The organism is Pseudomonas sp. NGC7 (assembly GCF_047159675.1).
Taxonomy (GTDB): Bacteria; Pseudomonadota; Gammaproteobacteria; order Pseudomonadales; family Pseudomonadaceae; genus Aquipseudomonas; species Aquipseudomonas kermanshahensis.
In genome coordinates, this window is record NZ_BAAFZY010000001.1 from 670293 (window position 1) to 695483 (window position 25191).

Here is a 25191-nt window from a genome sequence, read left to right on the forward strand (position 1 = left end):
GGAGCGCGTGAATGGCCATAAGGACTGTGCTGTTGGCAATGCTGCTGGGTTGTGCTCCCTGGGTGGGGGCGGCCGAAAGTGTGCCGAAGCAGGTCCATCTGGTCAGCGAAGAGTGGCTCGACTACACCAACGCCAACGGTACCGGGGTTGCCTGGGATGTGCTGCGCAAGGTGTTCGAGCCGGCCGGGGTCAAGGTCGTTACGCAGAGCGCGCCCTACAGCCGTGCAGTGGGGCTGGTAAAGCGGGGCGAAGCTGATGCCTGGGTAGGCTCCTACAAGGGCGAGAGCAAGGATAATCTCTACCCGCGCTGGCACTTCGATATGGACCACATCTATGCCTTGGGACTTGCCAGCAAGCCGGTACCTACGCCGAGTACGGTTGGCCAGTATCGCCTGGCTTGGGTGCGTGGCTACGACTACGCCAGCTACTTGCCCAATGCCCATGACTACCGCGAAATTCAACGCCGTGAAGGCATTCTGCCGATGCTCGAACACGACCGTGTGGACTTCTACATCGATGCGCTGACCGAGGTCGACTACGTGCTTGGCCAGGCGTCGGAGCCTGCACGCTTTCGTAAAAGCCACGTCGCCGAACTGCCGTTGTACCTGGCGTTCGCCAATAACGGTGAGGCCAAGGCACTGCGGGAACTGTTCGACAAGCGTATGGCCGAGCTGGTGCGCAGCGGTGAATTGAAGCCGATTTTCGAACACTGGAAGCAGCCGTATCCCTTCACTGCCGACAGCAAGCCGCTGTAGGAGCAGCCTTGTGCTGCGAAGAGGCCGGTGACAAGCGCAACGATCGGTGGTACTCCAGCGGGCCTCTTCGCAGCACAAGGCTGCTCCTACAGGGGGTGCGGAAAAATAAGCATCGAACTTTTCGATCTTAAACCGCGGTATTCAGCCAGCGCACTGGCGCCGACCTGCTGATACAATCGCCCCACGAGAAATTTACTACTTATTTCAGGAGCACAACGTGCCCGTCGTCTTTGTTGCCGCCTCTAAACTCCCGACCCCGTTCGCGACTTTCACCATGCACGGCTTCCTCGAAGAAGCCACCGGCCGTGAGCACGTGGTGCTCAGCCTGGGTGATATCGCTGACGGTGAACCGGTGTTGGGGCGCCTGCACTCCGAGTGCCTGACCGGCGATGCCCTGTTCAGCCAGCGCTGCGACTGCGGTTCGCAACTGGAAGCCGCCCTGCAGGCCATCGCACGTGAAGGCCGTGGTGTGCTGTTGTACCTGCGTCAGGAAGGCCGTGGCATCGGCCTGTTGAACAAGATCCGCGCCTACGAGCTGCAGGACGGTGGTGCCGACACCGTCGAAGCCAACGAGCGCCTGGGCTTTGCTGCCGACCAGCGTGACTACGCCATCTGCCTGCCGATGCTCGAACACTTGGGGGTGAAATCCCTGCGCCTGATGACCAACAACCCGCGCAAGGTCAAGGCACTGACCGACATGAACATCGTCGTCGCCGAACGCGTGCCGCTGCACACCGGCCATAACCCGCACAACCGCTACTACCTGGCGACCAAAGCCGGCAAGCTCGGCCACATGCTGGGCAACGAACACCAGGGCGAGGTGCCTCAGGCGTGACCCGCGCCGAGGTAAAGCGGCGCCTGGCACTGGCCTGGTGGCAATACCTGGCGATGGGCCTGGTGCCGCTGCCAGTGATGGCCTGGGCGTTTGGTGGCGGTGATGCATTGATCCCGGTGCTGGCCATGCCACTGTTCATCGCGGGTGCAGCGACCATGTTCCTTAGCCTGCCGCGCTTCGGTGCCTACAAGCGCGCGCTGATCGCGACCTCCAAGGTGCTCGGCAGCACGGAAGAGCCGGCAGCCTGGATCACCCTGGCGCGGGTGCGGCGCATGGCCATGCTGTATGCCTGCTTCCCCGCCTGGGTTGCCGCGCTGTCGGTGCTGGTGGGGCTGGAGGCCGTACCGCAAATCCTTTTGGCGCTGTCCACCGTGGTGGTGCTTTACCTGTACCGCATCCCACGTCAGCTGGGCTGATGCGCAGCCTTCTCTGGCTACTGGCGCTGTGCGCCTGTAGCGCCAGCGCCGGCGAGCCGCTACGGGTGGTGAGCCTGGCACCTTCGATGACCGAAATTATGCTTGAGCTGCACGCCGATGACCTGTTGGTCGGCGTGCTCGACGGTGGTGATCGCCCGCCAGCATTGCGTGAGGTGCCTTCGGTCGGCCGCCAAGGCCAACTGAACATGGAGCGTCTGCTCAGCTTGCAGCCTGACTTGTTGCTGCTCTGGCCCGGCAGTGTGGCGCCAGCACAGCGTGATCAGCTCAAGCGCCTGGGCATCGCCACCTTCAGCGCCGAACCCCACGATATCGACCAGTTGATCGATCAAATCGAGGCCATCGCCCAGCGCGTCGGCCGCGAAGGGCAGGGCCAGCAATACGCCCAGGCCCTGCGTGACAGGCTGCGGCACCTACGCCAGCAGTATCGCCGTGAGCAGCCGCTGCGCGTCTTCTACCAAGTCTGGGATCAGCCCTTGTACACCCTGGGTGGCAGGCAGGTGGTCAGCGACGCGCTGGCCGTGTGCGGCGCGCGTAATGTGTTCGCCGACCTCAACCAGCCAGCCCCTCAGGTGAGCGTGGAGTCTGTACTGCTGCAAGACCCGCAGGTGATTCTGGCGGGCGATCAGGCGCAGTTGGACAGCTGGAGGGCCTGGCCACGCCTGCGTGCAGTGGCCGATAAGCGCTTGCTGGTCGTGCCCGACAAAGGGCTGGAACGGCCCAGTGGGCAGATGATCGAGGCCACCGCCCGCTTGTGCGCGTTGCTCGAAGCTAAAGCGCCGGCGTCCAGGTGACGCTGAACAGCACGGTGCGGCCTTCTTCGCGGTAGCTGTGGCTGGCGCCTTCATAGCTGTACAGGGCGCGGCTGTGGGTGTGGTCCAGCAGGTTGTCCAGCTTCGCTTCGAGTTTCAGTTCATCCGTTGCCGCCCAGCTCCCGCGCAGGCCGAGCAGGCCAAAGCCGGCGAGCCGGTTGCGGTTGGCTTCGTCATCGTAGCTGGCGCTGACGGCTTGCCAGCTTCCGCCCACGCTGAACCGCCCAAATGCGCGGTCCAGGTCGAGGCTAACGGTACGGCGAGCGCGGCGGGCGAGGGTATGGCCACTGTCGCGGTCGCGCGGGTCGATCAGCGCCAGGCCGAGCTGGCTGTGCCATGCGCCCCATTGCTGGTCGAGGGACAGCTCTACGCCGTTGATGCGCGCCGAGGCGACGTTGCGCGGGATCGCGTCCTGGCCAAAGATGATCGCGTCGCGCAGCTCGGTGCGGTACAGCGACGTCTCCAGGCGGCTGTCCGAGGTGAGCTGGCTGCGCCATTGCAGTTCGTAGCTTTTGGAGTGCTCTGGGCTCAGGTCTGGGTTGCTGAATTCTGGGTAATACAGGTCGTTGAACGTCGGGGCTCTGAAGCCTTCTCTGTAGGACAGCAGCACATCGTTGGACGCGTTCACGGGTACGGTAAGGCTACCGCTCCAGGTGGTCTGGCCCCCGAACTGCTGGTTCTGGTCGCGGCGCACGCCCAGCTCGGTGGAAAACCGCTCTCCCCGGTACCGATGTTGAACGAAGGCCGCCCGGTTCCAGCGGCTGTCTTCGGTGAAGTCAGTGCTGCCGTGCACGCGGTCTTCGTACCAATCCCCGCCGATCAGCAGCGTGTGCTGGTCGTTCAAGGCCAGGTCGTTTTGCCAGGTGAGTTGATCACGATAGGTGTTGAACACGAAGCGCTCGTCGCTAAGCTTGTCGCGCTTGTCGTCACGGTTTTCGCTGTGGGCAAGGTCCAGGCGCGAATGCCAGCTGTCGTTGAGCTGGGCATCGAAGTAGGTGCCCAGGCTGCTGACGCTGAAATCGGTGTAGGGCTTTTGCCCGAAGCTCTCGAAGGTGACCGGGTTGAAGCCACCAAACGGGTTGTCGTATTCACTGCGCCCATGGCTGTCGAGCAGGTTGAGGCCGGCCTCGAAGCGTTCGCCGAAGGTGTGGCTGAGGCTCAGGTTGAATGACCTGTTGCGGTACGCATCGTGATCCCCATCGCTGGCAAAGGACGGGCCGGTGGCGTCGATGCCGGCAGTTTCGTCCAGGCTGGCGCCCAGGTTGAAGCGGGTGGCGCCGTTGCCACCGGCCAGGCCCAGGCTGCGTTGGAAGGTCTGGTTGCTGCCGGCGGCCAGGCGCAGGCGCGGTTGCAGGCCAGGGCCGCTGCTGCGCCGGGTGAAGATCTGAATCACGCCGCCAATGGCATCGCTGCCGTAGATCGCCGAGCGGGAGCCGCGCAGTACTTCGACACGCTCGATCTGGTCGACGTCGAGAAATTGCAGGCCGCTGTCGCCGGAGGTGGCGTTGGCGATGCGCACGCCATCGACCAGTACCAGGCTTTGCGCTGCCTTGGTGCCGCGGATGAAGATACCGGGCAGGCTGCCGCGCCCCCCCGTGGGAGCGACTTGCACGCCGGGGACGCGGGCCAGCAGGTCGGTGACGCTGGTGGGTTGCAGGCGGTCGATGTCGGTGCGGGTGAAGACGGTGTTGGCGGCGCTGGTGGCGGTGCGCGACTCGACTTGGCGGTTGGCGCTGATCAGCACATCGGGGAGTTTCAGGGCGTCGTCGCGTTCAGCGGCAAGAAGCGGCAGCGGTAGGCACAGGAGGGTGGCGGTGAAGCTCGGGATTTTCATGGGCATTACCATGTTGCGAGGGCTGCGCCCTCGATCGCGACACAAGGCCGCTCCTACAGGGCCAGCGCAATCCTGTAGGAGCGGCCTTGTGTCGCGAAAGGGCCGCAAAGCGGCCCCAAAGGTTACAAGCCGAGCTTGGCCATACGCGCTGTAACCGAAGCCTCGATGCCAGCAGCATCCAGCCCGCACTCAGCCAGCATCTGCGCAGGCTTGGCATGCTCGACATAAATGTCCGGCAAGCCCAAGTGCAGCAGTGGCTTGACCAGGGCCTGGCTAGCCAGGAACTCACCCACAGCAGCCCCTGCGCCGCCCATGATGGCGTTTTCTTCGATAGTCACCAGCAGCTCATGGCTGCCCGCCAATTCGAGTACCAGTGCCTCGTCCAGTGGCTTGACGAAGCGCATGTCGACCACCGTGGCGTTGATCTGCTCGGCAACTTGCAAGGCTTCGGTCAGTTGCACACCAAATACCAGCAGGGCGACTTTTTCACCTTGGCGCCGGATAACGCCCTTGCCGATTTCCAGGGGCGTAAGGTCACCACTGATCGGTGCGTTGGGGCCGGTGCCGCGCGGGTAGCGCACTGCCGCCGGGCCGTTGTATAGGTGGCCGGTGGTGAGCATCTTGCGCAGTTCGTTCTCGTCGCTCGGTGTCATCACCAGCATGCCGGGGATGCAGCGCAGGTACGACAAGTCGTAGCTGCCGGCGTGGGTCGGGCCGTCTTCACCCACCAGGCCGGCGCGGTCGATGGCGAACAGCACATCGAGGTTCTGTACCGCTACGTCGTGGATCAGCTGGTCATAGGCGCGCTGCAGGAACGTCGAATAGATCGCTACCACCGGCTTGCTGCCTTCGCAGGCCATGCCCGCGGCGAGGGTGACCGCGTGCTGCTCGGCAATCGCCACGTCGAAGTAGCGCTCCGGGTAGCGTTCGCTGAACTCGACCAGGTCGGAGCCTTCCTTCATCGCCGGGGTAATGCCAACCAGGCGATTGTCGCTGGCTGCCATGTCGCACAGCCACTGGCCGAACACGGCGGAGTACTTGGGCCCGCTGGGTTTTTTCGGCGCGGCGGGCTTGTCGGCGGGCTCGAGCTTGGTGATGGCGTGGTAGCCGATCGGGTCGACCTCGGCCGGGGCGAAGCCTTTGCCCTTCTTGGTCACCACGTGCAGGAACTGCGGGCCCTTGAGGTCACGCATGTTGCGCAGGGTGGCGATCATGGTCGGCAGGTCGTGGCCGTCGATCGGGCCGATGTAGTTCCAGCCCAGCTCTTCGAACAGGGTGCCGGGGACCAGCATGCCTTTGGCATATTCCTCGGTGCGACGGGCGATTTCCCACGCGCCTGGCAGGCGCGAAAGCACCTTCTTGCTGCCCTCGCGCATGCTCGCGTAGGTGCGGCTGGAGAGAATCTTGGCCAGGTAATTGGACAGGCCGCCGACATTACGCGAAATCGACATGTCGTTGTCGTTGAGGATCACCAACATGTCGGCGTTGACTTCCTGGGCGTGGTTCAACGCCTCGAAGGCCATACCGGCGGTCAGGGCACCGTCGCCGATCACCGCGATCGACTTGCGTGCGCTGTTCTGCAGGCGGGCGGCGATGGCCATGCCCAGCGCTGCACTGATCGAGGTGCTGGAGTGGCCGACGCCAAAGGTGTCGTACTCGCTCTCGCTACGGCGCGGGAAGGCGGCGATGCCGTCCTTCTGGCGCAGGCTGAGCATGCGCTGGCGGCGGCCGGTGAGGATCTTGTGCGGGTAGGCCTGGTGGCCGACGTCCCACACCAGCCGGTCGTCCGGGGTGTCGAAGACGTAGTGCAGGGCGATCGTCAGCTCGATCACGCCCAGGCCGGCGCCAAAATGCCCACCGGTCTGTCCCACGGTGTAGAGCAGTTCCTGGCGCAACTCGTCGGCCAGGGTCTCCAGGTCGGCTTCGGCCAGCCGGCGCAGGCCGGCAGGCGTGTCAGCGCGGTCGAGCAACGGCGTGACCGGGCGTTCGCGGGGGATCTCTTGAAACGTCGTGGGCATCAGGCGAGTCGTTATAGGTGTGAAGACGCGGCAGTTTACCCCATTGTGGGAAAAGTGCCCATTGAGAGGGGGTAGCACGGGGCTGCTTTGCAGCCCATCGCCGGCAAGCCAGCTCCCACACGTTCACCGTTTTGCTGTGGGAGCCGGCTTGCCGGCGATGGGCCGCCTGGCGGCCCCGTTGAATCAGTTGCGGCGTTCGACGATGTAGCGCGCCAGCGCCCGCAGCGGCTCGGCAGTTTCACCAAACCCTTGCAATGCGGCCAGCGCCTGGTCGCGCAGTTCGATTGCATAGGCCTTGGCGGCCTCCAGGCCAAGCAGGGCCGGGTAGGTCGGTTTGTCTCGGGCGATGTCGGCACCCTGGCGTTTGCCAAGGGTGGCGGTGTCACTTTCTACGTCGAGGATGTCGTCCTGCACCTGAAACGCCAGGCCAATGGCCTGAGCGTAGGTCTGCAAGGCATCCAGTTGCGCCGGCTCGGCGCGGGCGCTGGCCAGGGCGCCCAGGCGCACGCTGGCTTCGATCAGCGCGCCGGTCTTGTGCCGGTGCATGAATTCCAGCGCCTGCTGGTCCAGCTTGATGCCCACCGAGCCCAGGTCGATGGCCTGGCCACCCACCATGCCCGCCGGGCCGGCAGCCTTGGCCAGGGCCTGGACCATGGCCAGGCGAAGGGCGTCGGACTGTGGGCTCAGGCGTGGGTCGAGCAGGGCGCTGAAGGCCAGGCTCTGCAGACCGTCACCGGCGAGGATGGCGCAGGCTTCGTCGAAGGCTTTGTGGGTGGTCGGTTGGCCGCGACGCAGGTCGTCGTCGTCCATCGCCGGCAGGTCGTCATGCACCAGCGAATACGCGTGGATCAGTTCGACCGCGCACGCTGCACCGTTGGCCTGTTCGGCTGGTGCACCCAGGGCTTCGCAGGCCGCGTAGGCGAGCAGCGGGCGTACACGCTTGCCGCCGTTCATTACGCTGTAGCGCATGGCGGCGTAGAGGCGCTCGAGTTCTTTGGTAGGCGCTTGAAACAGCGGTTCTAGGGCGGCGTCGACGCGGGCCTGGCAGTTGGCCTGGTAGGTGCTGATCATGCTTCTGGCTCCGCGTCGAAGGGCTGGGCTGCCAGCTCACCGTCGCGTTCCAGAAGGATTTGCACTTTCTGCTCAGCCTGGGCCAGTGCGCCCTGGCAATCGCGGGTCAGGGCGATGCCTTGCTCGAAGGCGGCCAGCGAATCTTCCAGCGACAACTCGCCGTTCTCCAGGCGCTCGACCAGGGCTTGCAGGTCTGCGAGGGATTGCTCGAAATCGAGGGAGGCTTTTTTGCGGGCCATGGCGACTGTCTCGGTGGCGTTCTGAACGGCGCGACACTAGCAGAGCGGGGCAGGGGGAGCAAACTTGTGTGGGGGAGTGCATCGGGTTCGGGCCAATCACGCCTGTGATAAAGGTGGTCACGCGCGTTTGCCGCAGGAATGATTGGCCCGAAAAAATGTAGGAGCAGCCTTGTGCTGCGAAGCGCCGCGCGGGCGGCGCTCGATGTGCGCGCCGCCATCTTCCTTAAGCCAAGCGTCTGAAAGCCATCAAGCCGTAGCCGCTTCGCGCTCCACCATCGCCTCGCGGTACCGCGCCAACTCTTCAATGGTCAGCACCGGCAAATTGTACTGCCGCGCATACACCGCCACCTGCTCCCCACGCGCCATGCTGCCGTCGGGGTTCATCAACTCGCACAGCACCGCTGCCGGCCGCAGCCCGGCCAGGCGCGCCAGGTCGACCGAACCTTCGGTATGGCCACGGCGGGTCAGCACACCACCATTGCGCGCGCGCAGCGGGAACACATGCCCAGGGCTGACGATATGCCGTTGCTCGGCGGTCGAGCTGAGCGCCGCAGCGATGGTGGTGACACGGTCTTGCGCCGAAACGCCGGTGGTGATGCCGTCCGCCGCCTCGATGGTGACGGTGAACCCGGTGCCATGGCGCGCCTGATTGTTCTGCACCATCGGCGCCAGTTGCAGGGCGTCCACGGTCGCTTCGTCCAGGCACAGGCAAACGATGCCGCTGCAGTCACGAATCATCATGGCCATAGTTTGCAACGAGATGTTTTCGGCGGCGGCAATGATGTCCGCTTCGTCCTCGCGGTCATCGTCGTCCAGCAGCAGTACGGGGCGCCCGGCCTGGAAGGCAGCGATGGCGGCAGAAATGTTGGGGTATTGCTTTTGCAGCATAGGGGACATGAAACGCTCCTCGTAAATGATCGATGAACGTCTCGGGGCGAACAAAACGCGCGCGCAGGGGCGCCCGAATGGCCCCTGCCTGACGCCTTCTTTCATCCGGACTATGACCGTCGGCTCTGGAGTCTCACCAGATCTGCTGACCCCCGGCATGGCCGGGGCGCTCGCGGGCTCATCTTTCGATTTACCGCCGGTGGGGACTTACACCCCGCCCTGAAGACCCGGCAAGCATACCCCACAGAGCCACCCTGCTGGCAACCCGCCTGGCTAAGACCTTAGGCGAGCATCGGCGGTATCATGGCAGGCATGTTCTATTCGGAATCGACAGCATGGACATTCTCCAGGTCGCCGGCGGCAAGCCGATCAAGTTGTGGACCGACGGCGTGCCGATCGAAGACGAAGCGCGCCAGCAGTTGTTGAACACGGCCAAATTGCCGTTCATCTTCAAGCACCTGGCCGTGATGCCGGATGTGCACCTGGGCAAGGGCTCGACCATCGGCAGCGTGATCCCCACCGTTGGCGCGATCATCCCCGCCGCCGTAGGCGTGGACATCGGCTGCGGCATGATCGCCGCGCGGACTTCGCTGCATGCCCGCGACCTGCCCGACAACCTGCACGGTTTGCGCACGGCGATCGAGCAGGCCGTGCCCCATGGCAAGACCTTCGGCCGCCACGACCAAGGCGCCTGGGACAACGTGCCAGCCAAAGCTGACAAACGCTGGGGCACGCTGGCCACGCGCTTCAAGGCCATCACCGACAAGTACCCGCGGCTGGAGAAAACCAATAACCGGCATCACCTGGGCACCCTGGGCGGCGGCAATCACTTCATCGAGGTTTGCCTGGATGAGGCCGACCGCGTGTGGTTCATGTTGCACAGCGGCTCGCGTGGCGTTGGCAATGCCATCGGCAACCTGTTCATCGAATTGGCCCATGCCGACATGCGCCAGCACCTGGCCAACCTGCCGGACAAGGACCTGGCGTACTTCGAGGAAGGCAGCCGCCACTTTGCCGACTACGTCGAAGCGGTTGAGTGGGCGCAGGACTTTGCCCGGCATAACCGCGAACTGATGATGCTGGCAGTGGTTGCCGCGACCCGCAAGGTGCTTGGCCGGCCGTTCGAGGCCAGCCTGGAGGCGGTGAACTGCCACCACAACTATGTGCAGCGCGAACAGCATTTCGGGCGCGAAGTGCTGGTGACGCGCAAGGGCGCGGTGTCGGCGCAGAAAGGGCAGTTGGGCATCATCCCCGGTTCGATGGGGGCAAAGAGTTTCATCGTGCGCGGGTTGGGCAATGAAGAGGCGTTCTGCTCTTGCAGCCATGGGGCCGGGCGGGTGATGAGCCGCACCCGGGCCAAGAGCCGCTTCACTGTGGAAGACCAGCGACGGGCCACTGCGCATGTGGAGTGCCGCAAGGACAAGGCGGTGATCGATGAGATACCGATGGCCTACAAGGACATCGATGCGGTGATGCGTGCGCAGCGCGCCCTGGTGGAGGTTGTGCACACGCTGCGCCAGGTGGTGTGTGTGAAGGGCTGACTGGGCCGGCCTCTTCGCGGGGCAAGCCCGCTCCCACATAATCTGCACTGCCCTCACGACTGGAGGGGTAACCTGTGGGAGCGGGCTTGCCCCGCGAAGAGGCCCGCGCAGGTTTACCGAGACATTCCTTCAATTACGCTTTTCAGCGAGGCCGGCAACATCGGCCCATGCCCCAACCCGTCGAACCGCTCGAAGCGCACCTGCAACCCAGGCACCTTGGCCAGGTCCGCTACCAGCTCACGCGCCAGCCGCTCCGCGTCGCCTTTCACCGCTGCACGCGGGTTCGACGACTCATCGCCACCGCGCATCAGCACCAGCCTCGGGCGGCTGCCACCCAAGCGCTGCTGCAGCCCCTGGGCTTCCCGCACAATCGCCCCGTCATGCCACCACAACGATGGGCTGGCCGCCGCGTAGTCACTGAACTCGGCCGGCCGGGTGAACAGTGCATGCAGCACCGCCAGGCCACCATAGGAATGCCCCCACAGTGTTTGCCGTTGCAGGTCGATCGGCGCTACAGCGGCGACCATCGGCCGCATGCGCTGGCTCAGCAGGTCGAAGAACGCCTCCACGCCACCGCTGGGCTGGCCCGTCAGCGGGTCGCGCTGTTCCGCTTGCCCAGGCAGTGCGGGGGTGTAGTCATACGTTCGCCCGGCACGTTCGATGCGTTGGTCGGTCTGGTAGCCCACGGCGACCAGCAACGGGGCTTGGCCTGCGGCAAGCTTGCCCAGTTGTTCGCTGTCCAGGGCACCCAGCGCGGCGTTGCCGTCGAGCATCCACAACACCGGGTAGCCCGCCGCGGGCGCCGGGCGATTCGGCTGGCCGATCCATAGACGGTAATGGCGCTGGCCATCGGCTGAATCCAGGTCATGCTGGCTGAAGCGATAGGCCAGGTTCTGGCGCTGCAGCAGCGACGTGTCCATTTTCTGATCGCGCACTGGTTGCGCCAGGGCTGCCGGTGCAGCGAGGGCCAGTGCCATGGCCAGGTACAGGGGCATTTTGCTCATCGGGGAATCTCGCTCGATCGTTGGTGTTGATCAACGGCTAATGAATACCTGCCTGCAGGTGTGTCGAACCTGCAGCGTGTAGGTCTGTGCCAGCATGGCCAAGGCCAGCGGCAAGTCATCGATGGGGAATGTGCCAGACACCCGCAGCTCACCCAGCGCGGGGTCGCACTCAAGCTGTTGGTCGGTGTAGCGCATCAACTCATGCGCCCACAGCCGTACTGGCATGTCGTCGGCCACCAGCAAGCCGTTGCGCCACGCCAGGGTGGTCTCCCGGGCCTCCTCGATGAGCCCCATGCGCTCGCGGCTGAAACGGACTTGCTGGCCAGCACGGATGATGTTTTCGCCAGGGGCCACGCTGGCGTGTTCTGGGCGAACCTGTACGGCGCCTTCGTACACCGCTAGCAAGGTTTCATCGGCCAGCTGGCGCACGCTGAATCGCGTACCCAACGCGCGCAGTTGGCCTTGCTGGGTCTGTGCCATGAGCGGGCGTGGGTCGGCAGCGGTCGCGATGTACACCTCGCCACGGCGCAGGTGCAGCAAGCGTTGCGCGCTGTTGAAAAGCACGTCCACGGCGCTGTCGCTATTGAGGGTGATCTGTGTGCCGTCGGCGAGCCGTGCGTGTTGGCGTTCACCCACAGACGTCTGGTAATCGTTGCCAATGCCTGAGCGCCATGCCCACCAGCTGAGCGGTGTGGCACCGATCAGCAGAAGCAGCCCGCGCAGCACAGCGCGCCTGCCTGTCGGGCGATCCAAGGTCTGCTTGGCCAGCGTTGGAGGCAGGCTGCCCAGGCGTGTTAGCAGGCGCTGTGCCCTTTGCCACGCCCGTTCATGCTCAGCACTGGCACGCCGCCAGCGCTCCAATTCGCGCTGTTGCGCTGGCAGCAGCGGCGCTTCCTGCATCAGCATTAGCCATGAGGCCGCTTGGGCCAGCACTGGCAGGGGGATGGCATCGTCAAGCGGGGCCGTGCGGTTATTCATCGGGCATCTGCGTCAGGCAGGCCAGGTAGGCCTCGTGGATGTACTTCTTGACCGTCGGCAGCGCGATGTTCAGGGCCACGGCAATGTCTTTCTGCTTCATGCCGTCCAACGTTGCCATCAGAAACGCCTGCCTCACGCGGGGCCGCAGCGTATCCAGCAGCGTGTCGATCTCGTGCAGGGTCTCGAGGATCACGCTTTGCAGTTCAGGCGAAGGGTGCTCGGGTTCTGGCAGCAACTGCAACGCCTCGAGCCAGGCACGCTCCAGCGACTGCCGGCGCCGCCAGCTGACCAGCACACAATTGGCGATGCGGGTTAGGTAGGCGCGTGGCTGACGGATCGGTTCGACCCGCGCACCCTCCCGGCTGGTAAGCACCCGCAGGAAAATGTCATGCGCCAGGTCATCGGCCACCCCGCGTCCCCACGACCTCAGCCGATAGGCGAGCCAGTTACGTAACCAGGCGTGATTCTCGATGTACAACGTCTCGACGCTGCACGGCTCGGTACTGTTCGGCGGGGAGAAGGGCGCATTCATCGTGGGTTGAGTCGGTACAAGACTGTCGCAAATGAAAACCATTATCACTAGAATTGCTCAGATCACAAGGCCGAACCGGCAAATTCAGCCGGTGGCCCTGCACACATATCCTTTTTTCGATCTCGTGCGACAGAGGAGGTAACAGCCCGCAGCCAGTGGTGGGCGCACACCCTACGAGCGAGAAAAGCATGCTTCCAGTACGTTGTCCGTCACCTGCTCCACGCCCTCGACTTTGCCTGTCGCCCATCACCTTCGCCCTGCGTTGCACGATGATCAGTTGCTGTGGCGCCGGCTTGCTGAACAGCAGCCTGGCCCTGGCCCAGGGCACCGGCACGGCTGCGGTCGCCGCGACCCGCCTGGACGATGCCACGCCGCGTGACTACAACATTGCCAAAGGCCCGCTGGGCGCAGCGCTGGGCAGTTTCACCAGCCAATCCGGGCTGCTGGTGTCTTACGATCCTGACCTGACCCGCGGGCGCACGGCGCCGGCCCTGAAGGGGCGGTACACCGTCAGTGAGGGCATCCAGCGGTTGCTGGCCAATACCGGGCTGCAGCTGGTGGCGAGCTCGACCGGCAGCTACGTGCTGATGGCGCAGGGCGCTGCAACGCGTGCCGCAGCAGAGTTATCGCCGACGATGGTCGACGCTGCCGCACAGGGGCCTCAGGCGGATACTTACCGGGCCCCACGCTCATCGGTGCACCTGAGCAGCGAACAGATCGACCGCTTCGGCCGGGTCTCCGTGGGCGACCTGCTCAACGGTGTGCCGGGTGTGCAAGTCGGTGACACCCGCAACGGCGGCGCCCTGGACGTCAACATTCGCGGTATCCAGGGGCAGAGCCGGGTAGCGGTGAAGGTCGATGGCTCGGAGCAGGCCCTGGATGTCTATCGCGGTTATGGCGGCACGCAGCAACGCAGCTACATCGACCCCGACCTGATCAGCAGCCTGACCGTGAACAAAGGGCCGTCAACCAAATCCGGAGCGATTGGCGGCACGGTGGAAATGCAGACGATCGGCGTGCAGGACATTCTGGTCGACGGCAACCAGGTTGGCGTGCGCCTCAAGGGCGACCTCTGGGACAACGGCGTAGCCCCCGCCCATCGCAGTTCCAGTTCCAAGGATGAAAGCCTGTCGGCGCCTCCGCGCGACAACCGCGGCAGCCTGTTCGGCTCTGAAGCCGAATCGGGCAGCGCCGCGTTTGCCTTTACCACCGAACAGCTGGATGTGGTGGCGGCCTACGCGCACCGCAACCAAGGCAACTACTTCTCCGGCAAGAAAGGCCAGGACCGCTACCGCCTCTACAACGATTACGGCAGTGAGCAGCCCAGCGTGGCGATGACCTACAACGCGGGCGAGGAAGTGCTCAACGCCTCATCGAAAACCGACTCGTACCTGCTCAAGGCGACCTGGCGGATAACCGACGATCACACCCTGGACCTGGGCTACCGCCGCTACGACGGGCGCACTGCCGAGATCATGCCCTCTGACATCTACCGCTTCGGTACCGCCGGTATTTATCAGTACCCCTTGGGCGAGGTGAAGATCGATACCTATACCGCACGCTACCACTACCTGCCCGCCGGCAACCCGTGGGTCGACCTGACCAGTAACCTGTGGATGACCGACGCCAAGACCAGCTCGTTGAGTTCGGCATGGACGGCGCCGGTTTCCCAGTTGTTTCGTTCTGACCGCAGTTGGACACGCCAGGACAACCGCCGTATCGGCGGCGACCTGAACAACATCTCCAGGTTCGAAACGGCCCATGGCGATTTCAAGCTTGACCTGGGCGGTGCGTTCCAGCTGGAAGACCTGCAACCGCAGAAAAGCGTGCTGATCACCCAGCACGACGTCGATGCCAACCGCACCCTGCGTGATGCTTCGCGGCAGGAATTCAGCTTCAACGGCAAGCTCGAGTACCAGCCGATCGAGCAATTGACCCTGTGGGGCGGGGGCCGTTACAGCCACTTCCGCACCAAAGACAATACCGTGTTGGCCACCGCCCGCCGTGAGGATCGCGACGTGCGCTACATCTCGGCGAGTGGCCCCAAGGGCTGGGGCAGCATGACCTGGTTCCCCGACCAGAACGGCCAGTACACCGACGCCACCGACCCCCGGCTGAACAACGGCATCGTCTTCAGCAATAGCAACGAGCCGTTCAACGGTGTGCGCTTCAATGACTTCGGCGCGACCAGCGTTCAGGTCAGCCCCGAAAGCATCAGCAGCGTGGTCACAGGCTACGACCATACCCCGCAGGGCAGCAGCAGCGGTGGCGGCTTTTCGCCGGCATTTGGCATCAATGTCGAGCTGATGCCCGACACGTACTTCTATGTCACCTACACCCAAGGCCTGCGCCTGCCGTCACTGTTCGAGACCAGCCAGGGCACCCAGCAAGTCAGCCCCGGCAAAAGCCTCAAGCCCGAGCGCTCGCAGAGCTGGGAAATCGGCGTCAGCGCCTTGCGCGACAACCTCTTTACCGATCACGACTCAGCCGCGATCAAGCTGGCCTTCTTCGACAACAAGATCAAGCACTACATCACCCGCTATTACGACCCGAGCCCTGGCCTGTGGGGCCAGATGAGCTTCAGCAACACCGACAGCTTCAGCACCCGCGGCCTTGAACTGCAGTCAAACTACGATACCGGCCGTGTGTTCGCCGACCTCTCGGCCACCTACTACCTCAAGACCGAGACCTGCGACGCGGACTTTGCCGGCAAACTGCGCGCCACCGCCAACCCGTACCAGAAGACCCAAGACACGCCAAACTGCACACCGGGCAGCTACATGGGCTCCTACACCAACACCCAGAACCCACCACGGTTCTCCGCCAACCTGACCACTGGCCTGCGTTTCTTCGACGAAGCATTGACGGTAGGCGGGCGCGTGACCTACACCTCCGGGCCTACCAATACCCTCGACAAGCCCTGGCAGTCCGGCGCTACCACGCCGCAGATCGAGTACCGCTCGGTGGCGCTGTTCGATCTGTTCCTCAAGTACACGCTGCTTGAGAACACCGAGGTGAATGTTTCGCTGCAGAACCTGACCGATCGCTATTACCTGGACCCGCTGGCGCAGAGCTTCATGCCGGCTCCTGGGCGGACGGTACGGATGGGGGTGGTGACGCGGTTCTGATTAAAGGTGAGGGCGGTGGCACGGAGGATTTTGCCATCGCCTCGGGTTAAAACGCTGACATCCCTAGCTACTCGTTATTTCAGGCCTGATACCACTGGAAGTTAGGCGCTTGAGCGCAACATCAAGTGCCTGATCGTCGAACAGTTTGTTTTTGCGAGCCGCAGAACCAGCTCCGCCATCCCAGTGCTTCAACGATTCGCGCACAGCATCGACAGTTGGGGAAATCCCTTCCTGGCTAAGCAGCCAATCTACCGTTGCCAACAATTCCATGCCAAAAGGCGACTCGAAACCATCGATCAGCTCGAGGGTGCGCTCTAACGCTTGGGAATACGCCTTGGCTTCTGTTTTGAGATAGGTTTGTAGAGTGGGTTTACGTTGTTCTTCAAACCATATCACGTCACCAATGCCGGCATCCTTGATACGTTTTTCGCAATGCAGATAGCTTCCATCAAGATCATGAAGCAGGTGCTGTAACCGATTGGCATACGGACCATACCTATGGGCTACAAACTTGAGGTTCAGAGGGTTCTCAGTGTCTGGCAGCTTTTCTATGGCGCGTTCCAGAAACCAGGCCAGCTTCTGTATTTCAAGCAGGCTGCATTCCATCCCTAAAACCCAATAACGCCTAACCAATTCGGCAATGAGCGCGCGAGCCGGTGTGAGCTTTTCTACGCCGCTACGTTTGGCGACATTCAGATATTGGCTGGAAGGCTCGTATACCCATACGTCCACATTCAGATCACTCAGTACATGAATAATCTGTTCGCGGACTTCCGGCCATTTCAAACCACCGTTGCCGGCCCCCAGCGCTGGGACGGCCACGGATTTGACCTGGTTCTCAATCAAAAAACGGCGCAGATCGTGCAAACCTTCCGTCACCCAGGCCATCTGCGAAGGGGATCGCCAGTGACGTTTGGTAGGGAAGTTTACGATCCACTGCGGGCCTTCCAGTTCATTGACCGCAGTCACGTGGACTTTGCCAGTTACCACCTCGCCAGCTTTGCAGGCCGCTGCGTACAGGCGGTAATTCTCCACAAACCGCTCTTTGAACATCAGCGCAATACCTTTGCCCATCACGCCAACGGTATTGACTGTATTGACCAGGGCCTCGGTCTTGGCCTCTAGAAGGTTACCTTGGGTAAATCGGATCATTGGAAATACCACCCCGGACGCGCATGCACAGGCAAGCTCAGACCTCTAGCGGCCACGTCATGTTCTATGCGCTCTTTGATTGCATCGTTGTAGCACATGATGCCCAGCAGCCCAGTGATCGGTAGGTGATGGTGAATCAGCGCTTCTGCCTGATAACGCTCCATCTTTCGAGGGTCGTCAGGATCACGCGTGAAGTCGCGCCGTTGAAGCAGGGGCCAATCGACCTCGCCCAGATACGCCAGATCACTGTAGTAGCTAGTCCACGCCGGGTAGGCCAGTGCGTTTGTGAAGACGAACGGCAGGCCAAGCGCTTGGACGCGGTAAAGGCTGGACACTAGAATCACGATTTCGTCATTGCTGCGCTGCTGCACACCCCACCCTGCATGAGTATTCCTCATCATCACGGAGAAGGGGGTGAAGCAGAAGGGTACGTAGTCGGCCAGTACCCCTCCAGGCGCTATTGGGACCTGCCGAGATCGGCGTTTGTCGATCAGCTCAGCGTTGTCTATGTTCACGCACTGCGTTGCCTGAACACCCGAGTTTTCGCAGTGCAGACCGTTGTCCAGAATCCAAGGCAGGGCATCGCGATGGACGATACGCCAAATCAGAGCCTTGTCTGGATTCAGTCTGCTGTAGCTCATTTATAGGAACATTCCGGAATTCACGCTGATGGGGACCTTGAGGTTGATCTTGCGCATTTTAGCCTCACACAGCTTTTCGATCTCATCGGTTGGGACGTAAATCCTGGAAAAATCCTGCGGGAGTACCACGGAGGGGGAGAGGCATTCAGCCATGCAGACGCTTTTGCAGTCGGCATTCTGATAGTCCCGCGTGTTCATGAGCGCCCAGTCGATGGCTTCGAAGCCATCGTGATAGTCGAGTAGTTCGATCTCATCATTGGCAAGGGGGTGGCGAGGGATGATTTTCCATTTGTTTTGCTTGGCAAAGGATCTGTAAACCGAAATCAGTACAAATTTGGATGTGGGCCTGTCGAGCTGCACCCGTCCATCAAACGGATTGGCAGCAAACCAGTGAAAGGGCACGTAGCTATCGAGCTTGAGGGCTTTGCGTTTGTCGAGGATTTCACTGTCTGCTACGTCAGTGAAGTTAATGAGGCTCGCCCGAGGCTTCAGACCTTGTGTGAAAATCCCATCCAGATTCTCAACGGAGGTCAGGTGGTAGACAAAAAATTGGTCCTTGATACTTCTCACGTCTGGCATTGCGGTCCCCTTGACCTATGCATTTATCTAAACGCTTCATGTTCCCCAAACCTCAGTCCGTGGGGTTTAGCAGGGGGTGCGTTTGGATGCTAATGTGCCGTCGTTGAAGCCCGCAAGGTTCATGTGGGCATTCGCGTGCTTTTCAGAAAAGCCCTACAAAACCTCTATTAAACGCGGTCTTGCTAAAGCGGGTTTTAGTAGGGGATGGCTTTCAAGCAGGCATTAAAAAGCCGGCTTGTGGCCGGCTTCTCGGGGACGCTTCCGACTAATTTATGGTAAGCCGCAACCGCCTTAACTGTGTGGTCACAAGGACCTGATAGAGATGGTCAACGCCCGTGTGGGGTGTCGCCGAGCCCTCTGGACCGCGGCTTGCGCCGGTCGGGGCTAAATGTGCCGCGTAGCATACAAGGGCTTGCGCAGGATGCCCAGCAAAAAATGGCACAGGGTGTTTCAGCTGGGGCGATGGCGGCGGAAGTGCGACCAGTGGAAGACCCAGCCGAGAATCTCCAGGCCTTGGGCCTGGCGCTGGGCGCGGGTGTAGCGCTCGACGGCGTAGTTGCGCCGGTCATGGCTGTGTAGGTACAGGGTGCCGTGCGGGCCGAGGCTGAGGTTGTTCACCCTCAGGGTACCGTTGTGCAGCAAGGCATAGGTCTCGCCCTCCATGACTTCGGTCATGCTCAGGTCTACCGCCAAGGTGGCCTCCAGCGGAATCAGCGGAGCCATGTTGGCGGCAGGCATGGCCAGGCAGATGGCATTTTGCGCAGCAACGCCCAGCGCCTTTAACGCCGTGGTGGGCAGGCGCAGGTGATGGTTGGCCACGGGGACAAGCAGGCCGTGCTGCAGTGCGTAAAACGGCACCTGCAGCAGCCGGCCGCTGTGTGCTGACAGCGGGGTGGGCGGGTTGGTGTGCGGTAGCCGTGGCGGGCCGCTGCGCAAAATCGGGTTGGGGTGCTTGGGGCCTTCGCCGCTGCGCAGCCAACGGCGATGCACGCAGAACAAGTCGGCCATTTCATCGAGGCGAGCCAACGGAACACCCCGTCTGAACCAGTTGTTGACGTGCTGGGGTGTGACGCTGCGTTGGGCAGCGAAATCGGAAGGGGTCAAGCCACATTCGTGCAGCAGGGCTTTGAGGCGGTCACCGGATGTGTTCATGGCCGCGAGTGTAGCGGCCGGGTGCCAGCTGGCATATGAACCGGATGTTGATGCGGCTTGTGCGAAATGTGCTTGGTTGTAGGGCGCTGGAGTAGGGCGATGTAGGAATTTTTACTGGAAGGGTGTTCCCTCGCGCATAAAAAACCCGCCGAGGCGTAATGCTGTTCTCTTAAGTTATCAATCGCCTGTATTGGGGCCGCTTTGCGGCCCATCGCGGCACAAGGCCGCTCCCACAATGTTCGCGCATGCCCTGTAAATAGGGGCATAACGCGGTCGGTGTGGGAGCGGCCTTGTGCCGCGATGGGCCGCAGAGCGGCCCCGGCATTCTTAAGTGAACAGCATTACCGCCGAGGCGGGGGTTTTCAGCAATCGGTATCAGCCTTTGTAGGCAGCGACCGACTTGGTGATCGCAGCACGGGCGGCGTCGGCGCCGTCCCAGCCTTCGATCTTGACCCACTTGCCCTTCTCGAGATCTTTGTAGTTCGCGAAGAAGTGCTCGATCTGCTGGATCAGCAGGGCTGGCAGGTCGGTGTATTCCTTGACGTCGACATACAGCTGCGACAGCTTGTCGTGCGGCACAGCGATGACTTTGGCGTCGCCGCCGCCGTCGTCGGTCATGTTCAGGATGCCAACCGGGCGGGCACGGATGACCGAGCCTGGGGCAACTGGGTATGGGGTCACGACCAGCACGTCGAGCGGATCACCGTCGTCGGCCAGGGTGTTCGGGATGAAGCCATAGTTGGCTGGGTAGAACATCGGGGTAGCCATGAAACGGTCGACGAACAGGGTGTCGCTGTCCTTGTCGATCTCGTATTTGATCGGCGCGTGGTTGGCCGGGATCTCGATGGCGACGTAGATGTCGTTCGGCAGGTCTTTGCCCGCCGGAATCTTGCTGTAGCTCATTGGGCAGTGCCCCCGTAGTTGACCAAAAAGTGGCGGCGATTATAGGCACATTCCGCATGGGCATGCCACGCCTGGCCTGATGTGCGGCCGCGTCAGGCGTGGCCTTCGCGGTAATCGGGGTGTTGGGCCTGCAACTGGCTCAAGCGCGCCAGTGGGTCTTGGCGGTAGAACAGCGACAGTTGCTGGTAAACCTGCGGATACGCCTGCTGCAACAGGTCGGGGGCGCTGAAGAAGTATTCGCTGGTGACGGCGAAGAATTCTGCAGGGTTTTCTGCCGCGTACGGGTCAATGGGCGTTTCGGCGTCGGGGTTCAGGTCCAGCTGGCGGTTGAGGTCGTCATAGGCCTGTTGCATGGCCGTCGCCCACTCATCCACGGGCATGCCACTGTGCAGCGGCGGCAGGCCGTTGGCGTCGCCATTGAGCATGTCGAGCTTGTGCGCCAACTCATGGATGACCAGGTTATAGGCCTCCCAACCACCACTGGCCAGCACCCCGTTCCAGGCCAGGATAACCGGCCCCTGTTGCCAGGCTTCACCGCTGTGTTCGCCGTCCCACACATGCTCCACACCACTGGCATCGCGGTGGCGCTGAGGGCTTTTGAAGTCGTCGGGGTAGAGGATGATTTCGTGGAAACCCTGGTACCAGTTCAGGTCACCCAGGTGCAGCAGTGGCAGCTGCGCCTGGGCAGCGAGGAACAGGCGCTGCTCATCACTTAGCTCGACACCGGGCAGGGTGGTCAGGTGCTTTTCAAGCAAAAACAGGATGCAGGCTTCACGCAACCAGCGATCTTCTTCATCGCTGATACCGTCGAGCAACGGCAGGTGTTGGCGAACCGCCTGCCATTGCTCGGCTGTGATTGGGTAGCGCTTCAGGGTGCGCCGACGCCGCCAGGCGCTGAAAGACCACATGGCTGTGGTCAGTGAGCCTTGGCAGCACGGCCCAGGCGACCGCGCAGCAGGCCGAGCACCATCGGCACCAGCGACAGGAAGATGATACCGACCACCATCAGCGACAGGTGCTGCTTGATGAACGGTACATTGCCGAAGAAGTAGCCCAGCGTCACCAGGCCTCCGACCCACAGCAACGAACCGGCGACACTGAAGCCCAGGAAACGCGGGTAGTGCATGTGGGCAATACCGGCGACGAACGGCGCGAAGGTGCGCAGGATGGGCAGGAAGCGCGCCAGGGTCACGGTCTTGCCGCCATGGCGTTCATAGAATTCATGCGTGCGCTGCAGGTAGTCGCGGCGGAAGATCTTCGAATTGGGGTTGTTGAACAACCGCTCGCCGGCCGTTCGGCCAATCACGTAGTTGGTACTGTCGCCCAGGATCGCCGCCGCCATCAGCAGGCCTGCCAGCAGGACTGGGTCCATGCCGCCACCGGCCGCCACGGCGCCGGCGATGAACAGCAGCGAATCACCTGGCAGGAACGGCATCACCACCAGGCCGGTTTCGCAGAAGATCACGGTGAACAGGATGGCGTAGATCCAGGGACCGTAATTGGTGACCAGCAGATCGAGGTAGGCATCGAGATGCAGGATAAGGTCCAGCGGGTTGAAATCCATGTACAGCACCTGTGTTCTGGGGCGTAGGCTCGGTTACCAGGGGATGGGTAAATTTTCACACATGACAAGTGGGGCATTATACGGCGAAGTGAGGATCATGCCCGGGGAGTTTGTAGCGGCGGGTTACGGAAGGGGAAGATTCATGCTGCCTGTACCGACTTCACTCGGCAGGCCCACCCATACCTCTGGCCATGCGCGATCCTTGTAGGAGCAGCCTTGTGCTGCGAAGAGGCCGGTGCCAGCACTGTTAATCTCGACTGCTGGCACCGGCCTCTTCGCAGCACAAGGCTGCTCCTACAGGTACAGGTGATAAGGCCTGCGCAGGTCAATCCTGATGGATTGGCAGGATGTAGCTCTCGAACTCGGTGTCCTTGCGAAAGCCAATGGACTCGTAGGTCTTTTGCGCTGCCTCATTGTTGGCGCTGGTCGACACCCGCATCCGCACGGCATTGGTCTCTTTAGCCATCTTCTTGGCCTCGCGCATCAGGTGGTCGGCCACCAGCATGCGTCGCGAGTCTTCGGCCACATAGATGTCATTGAGAATCCATACGCGTTTGAGCGACAGCGACGAAAAGCTTGGATACAGCTGGCAGAAACCGAGCAATTTGCTGGCATCGTCATCCGCCAGTGCCAGGTAAATCACCGACTCGTCCCGCTTCAGGCGCTTTTCCAGAAAGCTGCGTGAGCTGTCCGGGTAGGGCAATTGCCCATAGAACTCGCGGTATTTGACGAACAGGGGGGTCAGCAGGTCGAGGTGTTCCAGGGTTGCCTTGATGATACGCATGTGCGGCCCTCAGGATCCATTTGGGGAAACAGCGGATTGCCAGCCGCTCTCAACAGCATGCTGCCTAATGCGTGCGAGAAGCGCAATCCGCCTTCCGTGACATGATTTTTACCCTTTTCCGAGCAGAAAGTTTCCTTTTTGGCTGGCGGGGGTATCGCTCTCCAGGCTATGGACCTCGGCTTCGTCCTTCAGATTCACCCCGGAAAGCTGCCGGCGACACGCTTCACGCATCAGGTACAGCAAGCGGTGGGCCGCCATGCCATAGCTCAAGCCCTCAAGGCGCACGTTGGAGATGCAGTTGCGGTAGGCGTCAGTCAGGCCGACCCGCGGCGCGTAGGTGAAATACAGGCCTAGGCTGTCGGGCGAGCTCAACCCCGGGCGCTCGCCGATCAGCATCACGGTCATCCGTGCGCCCAGTAACTCGCCAACCTCATCGGCCACGGCCACGCGGCCCTGTTCCACCAGCACCACCGGGGCGCTGGTCCAGCCGTCGGCAGCGGCCTGTTCCTCGAAACGGGTCAGAAACGGCAGGGTATGGCGGTGCACGGCGAGGGCCGAGAGGCCGTCAGCGATGACGATGGCCAGGTCGACACCGCCCGGGTTGGCTTGGGCATGCTGGCGCAGGGTTTCGATCGAGTCTTCGTTCAGCCGCCGGCCCAGGTCCGGGCGCTGCAAATATTGGTCGCGGTCGTGGGCGGCGCTGTGCAACACCAGGCTGTCGCGCCCGCGGTCACTGAGCTGGGCGGTCAGCCCGGCATGGTCGAAGGGCAGGTGCACGGCATCGCGGGCCTGGGCATGCGCGAACTGGAAGTCCAATTGGGCGCCGGTCGGCAGGCTGGTGCCGGTGCGGCCCAGGGCGATACGCGCCGGGGTCAGGGTACGCAGGGCCAGCCAGGGGTTGTCGGGGGTTACGGTGCGAGGGTCCATGGTCATCCCTATGCAAGCTGTGCCAACGCCTGGCGGAACGCCGGCGGCAGGTTGTCACCAAAGCGCACCCGGCCATCGGCCTGGGTAAAGATGCCGGTGCGCGCCAGCCATGCTTCAAATTCGGGGCCGGGCTTCAGGCCCAGGGTCTGGCGCGCATACAGCGCGTCATGGAACGACGTGGTCTGGTAGTTGAGCATGATGTCGTCGGAGCCGGGGATGCCCATGATGAAGTTGATCCCGGCCACACCCAGCAAGGTCAGCAGGGTGTCCATGTCGTCCTGGTCGGCTTCGGCGTGGTTGGTGTAGCAGATGTCGCAACCCATCGGCACGCCCAGCAGCTTGCCGCAAAAGTGGTCCTCGAGGCCGGCGCGGATGATCTGCTTGCCGTTGTACAGGTACTCCGGGCCGATGAAACCGACCACGGTATTGACCAGAAACGGCTTGAAGTGCCGGGCCACGGCGTAGGCACGGGTTTCGCAGGTCTGCTGGTCGACGCCGTGGTGGGCGTTGGCCGACAGGGCACTGCCCTGGCCAGTCTCGAAATACATAAGGTTTTGCCCAAGGGTGCCGCGCTTGAGCGACAGCCCCGCTTCGTAACCCTCCTGCAACACGTTGAGGTTGATGCCAAAGCCTGCGTTGGCGGCTTCGGTGCCGGCGATCGACTGGAACACCAGGTCCAGCGGCACGCCACGGTTGATCGCTTCGATCGAGGTGGTGACGTGGGTCAGCACGCAGGCCTGGGTGGGGATGTCGTAGCGCTGGATGATTGCATCGAGCATTTCCAGCAGGGCACAGATCGAGGCGATGCTGTCGGTGGCCGGGTTGATGCCGATCATGGCGTCGCCGTTGCCGTACAGCAGGCCGTCGAGGATGCTGGCGGCAATGCCGGCGGGTTCGTCGGTCGGGTGGTTGGGTTGCAGGCGGGTCGACAGGCGCCCGCGCAGGCCCATGGTGCCGCGGAAACGGGTAACCACGCGGATCTTCTGCGCCACCAGGATCAGGTCCTGGACGCGCATGATCTTCGACACCGCCGCCGCCATTTCCGGTGTCAGGCCCGGCGCCAGCGCGCGCAGGCTGTCTTCGTCGGCTTCTTCGCTGAGCAGCCAGTCGCGCAGGCCGCCCACGGTGAGGTGGCTGACCGGTGCGAAGGCCTGGGCATCGTGAGTGTCGATGATCAGGCGGGTGACCTCATCCTCTTCATAGGGGATCAGCGCCTCGGTCAAAAAGTGCGTCAGTGGGATGTTGGCCAAGGCCATCTGCGCGGCGACCCGCTCACCGTCGTTGCTGGCGGCGACACCGGCCAGGAAATCCCCAGAACGCGCAGGGCTGGCCTTGGCCATCACGTCCTTGAGGCTGTCGAAGCGGTAGACCAGGTGGCCTACCGTGTGTACGAAACTTGCCATACAGATTCTCCAGAGCG

Annotated in this window: 24 protein-coding genes and 1 riboswitch; of the genes, 6 read left to right on the top strand and 18 right to left on the bottom strand. The window is 62.6% G+C overall.

Annotated features, from left to right (window positions below; translation table 11 throughout):
* The first annotated feature begins 11 nt into the window (after positions 1–11).
* From ACMCNM_RS03080 to ACMCNM_RS03095, 4 genes are all read left to right on the top strand, one after another.
* Positions 12–755: a substrate-binding periplasmic protein gene (locus tag ACMCNM_RS03080; protein WP_412763919.1), complete on the top strand. Its 744-nt coding sequence runs from the start codon at positions 12–14 to the stop codon at positions 753–755.
* Positions 756–972: 217 nt separating this feature from the next.
* Positions 973–1590, top strand: a complete 618-nt coding sequence (ribA, locus tag ACMCNM_RS03085; RefSeq protein ID WP_027594912.1) for a GTP cyclohydrolase II — start codon at positions 973–975, stop codon at positions 1588–1590.
* Positions 1587–2006: an MFS transporter gene (locus ACMCNM_RS03090; protein ID WP_275748759.1), complete on the top strand. Its 420-nt coding sequence runs from the start codon at positions 1587–1589 to the stop codon at positions 2004–2006. Before ribA ends, ACMCNM_RS03090 begins: the two co-directional genes overlap by 4 nt.
* Positions 2006–2818 carry a cobalamin-binding protein gene (locus tag ACMCNM_RS03095; protein ID WP_412763920.1) on the top strand — a complete coding sequence of 271 codons (813 nt, stop codon included), beginning with the start codon at positions 2006–2008 and terminating at the stop codon, positions 2816–2818. Before ACMCNM_RS03090 ends, ACMCNM_RS03095 begins: the two co-directional genes overlap by 1 nt.
* Here the strand turns inward: ACMCNM_RS03095 and ACMCNM_RS03100 are convergent.
* From ACMCNM_RS03100 to ribB, 5 genes are all read right to left on the bottom strand, one after another.
* Positions 2796–4670 carry a TonB-dependent receptor domain-containing protein gene (locus ACMCNM_RS03100; protein WP_412763921.1) on the bottom strand — a complete coding sequence of 625 codons (1875 nt, stop codon included), beginning with the start codon at positions 4668–4670 and terminating at the stop codon, positions 2796–2798. The two genes, ACMCNM_RS03095 and ACMCNM_RS03100, sit on opposite strands and share 23 nt — an antisense overlap.
* Before the next feature lie 122 nt (positions 4671–4792).
* Positions 4793–6688 carry a 1-deoxy-D-xylulose-5-phosphate synthase gene (dxs, locus tag ACMCNM_RS03105; protein ID WP_027594916.1) on the bottom strand — a complete coding sequence of 632 codons (1896 nt, stop codon included), beginning with the start codon at positions 6686–6688 and terminating at the stop codon, positions 4793–4795.
* A 183-nt stretch (positions 6689–6871) separates the two neighbouring features.
* The gene (ispA, locus tag ACMCNM_RS03110) at positions 6872–7759 is read right to left on the bottom strand and encodes a (2E,6E)-farnesyl diphosphate synthase (RefSeq protein WP_027594917.1); all 888 of its coding nucleotides are present in this window, start codon (positions 7757–7759) and stop codon (positions 6872–6874) included.
* Complete coding sequence (locus ACMCNM_RS03115) at positions 7756–7998, bottom strand: exodeoxyribonuclease VII small subunit (protein WP_027594918.1); 243 nt, start codon at positions 7996–7998, stop codon at positions 7756–7758. Before ACMCNM_RS03115 ends, ispA begins: the two co-directional genes overlap by 4 nt.
* Positions 7999–8244: 246 nt before the next feature.
* Entirely contained in the window at positions 8245–8895 is a 651-nt protein-coding gene (ribB, locus tag ACMCNM_RS03120; protein ID WP_186703991.1) for a 3,4-dihydroxy-2-butanone-4-phosphate synthase, read from the bottom strand.
* Between the two features lie 80 nt (positions 8896–8975).
* Positions 8976–9117: riboswitch (FMN riboswitch) on the bottom strand.
* Between the two features lie 95 nt (positions 9118–9212).
* On the opposite strand from ribB, the gene ACMCNM_RS03125 reads away from it, so the two are divergent.
* On the top strand, positions 9213–10427 hold the full coding sequence (locus ACMCNM_RS03125) for an RtcB family protein (protein WP_412765899.1): 1215 nt from the start codon (positions 9213–9215) through the stop codon (positions 10425–10427).
* 113 nt (positions 10428–10540) lie between these two features.
* On the opposite strand, the gene ACMCNM_RS03130 is transcribed toward ACMCNM_RS03125, so the two are convergent.
* Genes ACMCNM_RS03130 through ACMCNM_RS03140 form a run of 3 tightly spaced genes read right to left on the bottom strand, consistent with a single transcriptional unit; the run spans position 10541 to position 12941 of the window.
* Positions 10541–11431: an alpha/beta hydrolase gene (locus ACMCNM_RS03130; protein WP_412763922.1), complete on the bottom strand. Its 891-nt coding sequence runs from the start codon at positions 11429–11431 to the stop codon at positions 10541–10543.
* A 30-nt stretch (positions 11432–11461) separates the two neighbouring features.
* The gene (locus tag ACMCNM_RS03135) at positions 11462–12409 is read right to left on the bottom strand and encodes a FecR domain-containing protein (RefSeq protein ID WP_412763923.1); all 948 of its coding nucleotides are present in this window, start codon (positions 12407–12409) and stop codon (positions 11462–11464) included.
* Positions 12402–12941: a sigma-70 family RNA polymerase sigma factor gene (locus ACMCNM_RS03140; RefSeq protein ID WP_099452776.1), complete on the bottom strand. Its 540-nt coding sequence runs from the start codon at positions 12939–12941 to the stop codon at positions 12402–12404. The genes ACMCNM_RS03135 and ACMCNM_RS03140 overlap by 8 nt, the downstream gene beginning before the upstream one ends.
* Before the next feature lie 188 nt (positions 12942–13129).
* Here ACMCNM_RS03140 and ACMCNM_RS03145 point away from each other — a divergent pair, with 188 nt between their 5' ends.
* Complete coding sequence (locus ACMCNM_RS03145) at positions 13130–16069, top strand: TonB-dependent receptor domain-containing protein (RefSeq protein WP_412763924.1); 2940 nt, start codon at positions 13130–13132, stop codon at positions 16067–16069.
* A gap of 63 nt (positions 16070–16132) precedes the next feature.
* Here ACMCNM_RS03145 and ACMCNM_RS03150 read toward each other — a convergent pair whose 3' ends face one another.
* From ACMCNM_RS03150 to ACMCNM_RS03195, 10 genes are all read right to left on the bottom strand, one after another.
* Complete coding sequence (locus ACMCNM_RS03150) at positions 16133–17221, bottom strand: macro domain-containing protein (RefSeq protein ID WP_412763925.1); 1089 nt, start codon at positions 17219–17221, stop codon at positions 16133–16135.
* Positions 17218–17862, bottom strand: coding sequence for a DUF4433 domain-containing protein (locus ACMCNM_RS03155; protein ID WP_412763926.1), 645 nt, complete (start codon positions 17860–17862; stop codon positions 17218–17220). Before ACMCNM_RS03155 ends, ACMCNM_RS03150 begins: the two co-directional genes overlap by 4 nt.
* Positions 17863–18441, bottom strand: a complete 579-nt coding sequence (locus tag ACMCNM_RS03160) for a DarT ssDNA thymidine ADP-ribosyltransferase family protein (RefSeq protein ID WP_027594927.1) — start codon at positions 18439–18441, stop codon at positions 17863–17865. It lies immediately after the preceding gene.
* Between the two features lie 450 nt (positions 18442–18891).
* Positions 18892–19593 carry a helix-turn-helix transcriptional regulator gene (locus ACMCNM_RS03165; protein ID WP_412763927.1) on the bottom strand — a complete coding sequence of 234 codons (702 nt, stop codon included), beginning with the start codon at positions 19591–19593 and terminating at the stop codon, positions 18892–18894.
* A 375-nt stretch (positions 19594–19968) separates the two neighbouring features.
* A complete protein-coding gene (gene ppa / locus ACMCNM_RS03170; RefSeq protein WP_016497835.1) occupies positions 19969–20496 on the bottom strand; it encodes an inorganic diphosphatase in 528 nt (175 codons plus the stop codon).
* 92 nt (positions 20497–20588) lie between these two features.
* Positions 20589–21404 (bottom strand): zinc-dependent peptidase, encoded by an 816-nt coding sequence (locus tag ACMCNM_RS03175; protein ID WP_412763928.1) that lies wholly within the window; start codon positions 21402–21404, stop codon positions 20589–20591.
* Positions 21405–21412: 8 nt separating this feature from the next.
* Positions 21413–22060 (bottom strand): DedA family protein, encoded by a 648-nt coding sequence (locus ACMCNM_RS03180; RefSeq protein WP_027594930.1) that lies wholly within the window; start codon positions 22058–22060, stop codon positions 21413–21415.
* A 325-nt stretch (positions 22061–22385) separates the two neighbouring features.
* On the bottom strand, positions 22386–22844 hold the full coding sequence (locus ACMCNM_RS03185) for a GNAT family N-acetyltransferase (protein WP_085274007.1): 459 nt from the start codon (positions 22842–22844) through the stop codon (positions 22386–22388).
* A 108-nt stretch (positions 22845–22952) separates the two neighbouring features.
* Positions 22953–23771 carry an ethanolamine ammonia-lyase subunit EutC gene (eutC, locus tag ACMCNM_RS03190; RefSeq protein WP_412763929.1) on the bottom strand — a complete coding sequence of 273 codons (819 nt, stop codon included), beginning with the start codon at positions 23769–23771 and terminating at the stop codon, positions 22953–22955.
* An 8-nt stretch (positions 23772–23779) separates the two neighbouring features.
* Positions 23780–25174 (bottom strand): ethanolamine ammonia-lyase subunit EutB, encoded by a 1395-nt coding sequence (locus tag ACMCNM_RS03195; RefSeq protein WP_027594933.1) that lies wholly within the window; start codon positions 25172–25174, stop codon positions 23780–23782.
* Positions 25175–25191: the final 17 nt, after the last annotated feature.